General features: G+C 69.1%; 4 protein-coding genes and 1 riboswitch. All 4 genes read left to right on the forward strand.

Translation table 11 applies throughout. The features are described from left to right. Positions 1 to 45: 45 nt before the first annotated feature. Positions 46 to 134: riboswitch (TPP riboswitch) on the forward strand. A 1-nt stretch (position 135) separates the two neighbouring features. The 4 genes from thiM (at position 136) to HMPREF3165_RS01015 (ending at position 3,555) form a co-directional block, all read left to right on the forward strand. Then, on the forward strand, positions 136 to 966 hold the full coding sequence (gene thiM, locus HMPREF3165_RS01000) for a hydroxyethylthiazole kinase (RefSeq protein WP_004565046.1): 831 nt from the start codon (positions 136 to 138) through the stop codon (positions 964 to 966). Next, on the forward strand, positions 963 to 1,625 hold the full coding sequence (gene thiE / locus HMPREF3165_RS01005; RefSeq protein WP_004565045.1) for a thiamine phosphate synthase: 663 nt from the start codon (positions 963 to 965) through the stop codon (positions 1,623 to 1,625). Before thiM ends, thiE begins: the two co-directional genes overlap by 4 nt. Then, positions 1,622 to 2,449: a bifunctional hydroxymethylpyrimidine kinase/phosphomethylpyrimidine kinase gene (thiD, locus tag HMPREF3165_RS01010; RefSeq protein ID WP_004565044.1), complete on the forward strand. Its 828-nt coding sequence runs from the start codon at positions 1,622 to 1,624 to the stop codon at positions 2,447 to 2,449. The genes thiE and thiD overlap by 4 nt, the downstream gene beginning before the upstream one ends. A gap of 203 nt (positions 2,450 to 2,652) precedes the next feature. Then, the gene (locus HMPREF3165_RS01015) at positions 2,653 to 3,555 is read left to right on the forward strand and encodes an arginase family protein (protein WP_004565043.1); all 903 of its coding nucleotides are present in this window, start codon (positions 2,653 to 2,655) and stop codon (positions 3,553 to 3,555) included. Positions 3,556 to 3,604: the final 49 nt, after the last annotated feature.

A 3,604-nucleotide genomic window follows, 5' to 3' on the forward strand; every position in this document is an offset into this window, starting at 1 on the left:
GAACCATCAGGGTTCCAGGGCCGACGCCGTCGGTGCTAGTGTCTCGATCGTGACACGGGGTGCCACATGGCTGAGAACACACCCGTCGAACCTGTCCAGCTAGTACTGACGAAGGGATGTCACATGCACTGGGGCATGTCTACCCCAGCGGCGCTAGAGGCGGTACGCCGCCACGCCCCGCTGGTCTCCTGCATCACCAACACGGTGGTCACCAACATCACCGCTAACGTTCTCCTGGCTCTGGGCGCGGCGCCCGCCATGGTGGACATCACGGGAGAGGCGGGCCCTTTTGCCCGCGTCGCCTCCACGCTGCTCATCAACCTCGGCACGCCTCAGCCCGAGCAGCGGGACGCCGCCCGCGAGGCCGTGGCTGCGGCGGCTGACGCGGGCACGCCGTGGGTCCTCGACCCGGTGGCCATCGGCACGCTGACGCACCGCACTGCGCTAGCCCGGGAGCTCCTCGGCCGGGGACCGAGCGTCGTACGGGGCAATGCCTCGGAGATACTGGCTCTGGCCGGTGACGGCAGCGGTGGGCGGGGCGTCGAGACCGCCGACGACGTCGCCGCGGCACTCGATCCGGCCTGCGACCTGGCCCGCAGCCACGGCTGCGTTGTCGCCGTCTCCGGGCCCGTCGATCTGGTCACCGACGGCGAGAGCGTCATCCACGTTCAGGGCGGCTCCGCGCTACTGACCCGGATGACCGGCGGGGGCTGCGCTCTGGGTGCGGTGGTCGCGGCCTTTCTCGGGGCGGGGCGGAAGGAGGGCCTGGATGACGTGAGCGCCGTCGTCGCTGCGCATGCCGTCTACAGCGCTGCTGCCGAGCGAGCGGAGGCCCGATCAACCGGCCCCGGATCCTTCCCACCAGCCTTCCTCGACGCCCTGTACGCCCTTGAGATGCAGGACCTGCAGAACGTTAGCGTCAGTGCTACCAGCGCGACCACCGCCGCCGGGGGAGGGCCGGCATGAGGGCCGCACCGGACCTGTCGGTTTACCTCGTCACCGATGAGGGCCAGTGCCGCTCGCGCGGCAGAGACGTCCTGGCCACCGTTGAGGCTGCTGTCGACGGCGGAGTCACCTGCGTCCAGCTGCGCGCCAAGGGTACCGACGGCGGACTCTTCCTGACTCAGGTGCTGGAGGTGGCCGAGGTGATTGGTGATCAGGTCCCCGTCATCGTCAACGACCGCGTCGACATCTTCCTGGCGGCGCGTGATCAGGGAGCGCCCGTGGCCGGGGTACACCTCGGCCAGTCGGACCTGCCCGCCCGCATCGCACGCCGTCTCGTCGGGGAAGAAGCCTACCTCGGGCTGTCGGCCGCGACTCCCGACGAGCTGCGCACCGCCCAGGAACAGGGCGCCTGCGACCACGTCGGCATCGGCGTCGTTCACCCCACCGCCACCAAGGCCGACGCTCCGAAGAGCCTGGGGGTGAACGGCGTGGCGCGCATGGCTGCCCTGATCGATCTGCCTGCTGTGGCCATCGGCGGCATCACGGCCAGCGACCTGCCGGCCCTCCGGGCGGGTGGTCTGGCCGGTGCCGCCGTCGTATCAGCCATCTGCACGGCCGAGGACCCCAGGAGCGTCGCCGCCGACCTGCACCGTGCCTGGGACGAAGGATGTCGGCGATGAGCCAGCAGCGTTCGGCAACCGTGACCGCCTTGACCATTGCCGGCTCAGATCCTAGTGGTGGCGCCGGCATTCAGGCCGACATGAAGGCCATGAGTGCCCTCGGCTCCTACGCGATGAGCGTCATCACGGCGTTGACCGCCCAGTCAACGCGCGGTGTGGCCGGTGTGCACGCCGTGCCGGTCGAGTTCGTCCGTCTCCAGATGGACACGTTGCTGGAGGACATCGTCCCCGATGCCACGAAGATCGGGATGCTCGCCACCGCCGAGCTGGCCGACGCGGTGGGGGAGTACCTGCCTGGACTCACTCATACGGTGCTCGACCCGGTCATGGTGGCCACCTCCGGGGACCGCCTTCTCGACGAGCAGGCGGTCGGTGCCGTGCGCCGTCTGTGCGCCAAAGCCGATCTCATCACTCCTAACCTCTATGAGGCGGCCGTCCTGCTGGGGGAGGAGCCCGCGGCGACCCTCGGTGAGCTGCGCAACCAGGCGCAGCGCCTGAGGGATCTGGGTGCGCGTAGGGTACTGGTCAAGGGCGGTCACCTGAGCGGTGACGCTGGTGACGCCGTCGATGTCTACGCCGATGCCGACGGCGTCGAGATCCTATGCGGTCGCAGGGTGTCCACGCAGAACACCCACGGCACGGGATGCACGCTCTCTTCGGCGATCGCCTCGCTGCGACCACGCCGGGCGACCTGGCTGGAAGCGGTGCGGGACGCCAAGGACTACCTCACCGGCGCCATCGCACACGCCGAGGCCCTGGGCGTTGGACACGGGCGCGGGCCCGTCCACCATTTTTACCGAGTCTGGACTAGAACCGGATGGTAAGTTATGTCGTTGTCGTCGGCGACCTCCCCGGCTCACGCTGCCGAGCTTGCGCAGGGTGGAGGCGCGGCGCCCAGTGCGTCCTTGACACGGTGACCGCTCCCACCAGGCACCTCTGCATGTGAGACATAGGACTGAGTCAGGTGGTGTACAGCCTGGGATCGTAAACTGAAGACCGGGAGACTCCCTCGCTCAGGAGCACTGAGATGGTTGACACACGCACCGCTCTCGCCCAGTCCGACACCCTTCGCCTCATCTGGCCCCAGTGGCAGGGGGCGGGAGAGACCTCGGTGCGCAACCTGCTGCCCGAGCTGCCCTACGGGGAGGCGCGGCGCGTCTACGCACTGGGAACCCGGGTGCTGACGGCGCTCCTGCCCGAGCACGCCGGTCCCACGGAGATCGTCCCCGTCAGCGATGAACCCACTGGCGAGGAGGTTCTCGTCACTAACGGCATGGAGTCGCGTGCCCAGATCCTGGCCGGGATTCGTGACGCCCGCGAGGCGATCGCCCGGCACGACGCTCCCAGGATCCTCACCCTGGGCGGGGACTGCGCTGTTTCCGTCGTCCCCTTCACCGAGCTCGCCGCCCGTTACGGAGACGACCTGGCCGTCGTCTGGATCGACTCCCACCCTGACATCGGCACCTCGCACGCCCAGTACCCCGGCTACCACGCCATGGCGGTCTCCCACATTATCGGTACTGGTGACGTCGAGGTGATGGAGGAGCTGGCGGCCTTTGTCTCCCCGAGTCGACTGACCCTGGCGGGCCTGCACTCCTGGACCGAGGACGGCTACCCCAACATCGCCACGTGGGGGCTGCACGCCTTCGGCCCGGCCGACCTGGGCGACTCGACGGAGCCCCTGCTGAGGTGGCTGGAGGCCACCGGCTGCAGCCGCGTAGCAGTCCATCTGGATGTCGACACCGTGGACGCCGATGAGGTCCGGCTGAGACTGGGCTACGATCGCGGCGGCCTGAACGTGACTCAGACCAACCGCGTGATCAGGGATCTAGGGCGGGCGGCCGACGTCGTCGGCCTGACGATTGCCGAGTACGTGCCCCGGCAGGTCGTCGCCCTCACCCATCTCCTGGAGGGGCTGCCGCTTCTCTGAGTGATCGGGGCGGGCCGGGCGAGCCCGCCCAGCGGGTCGTCACTGCCGG

Source organism: Actinomyces sp. HMSC08A09, from assembly GCF_001807465.1.
In the GTDB taxonomy this organism is placed as follows: Bacteria; Actinomycetota; Actinomycetes; order Actinomycetales; family Actinomycetaceae; genus Actinomyces; species Actinomyces oris.

Coding starts and splice junctions, on each gene's coding strand:
- thiE (WP_004565045.1), top strand. CDS start 963: ATGAGGGCCGCACCGGACCTGTCGGTTTACCTCGTCACCGATGAGGGC.
- HMPREF3165_RS01015 (WP_004565043.1), top strand. CDS start 2,653: ATGGTTGACACACGCACCGCTCTCGCCCAGTCCGACACCCTTCGCCTC.
- thiM (WP_004565046.1), top strand. CDS start 136: ATGTCTACCCCAGCGGCGCTAGAGGCGGTACGCCGCCACGCCCCGCTG.
- thiD (WP_004565044.1), top strand. CDS start 1,622: ATGAGCCAGCAGCGTTCGGCAACCGTGACCGCCTTGACCATTGCCGGC.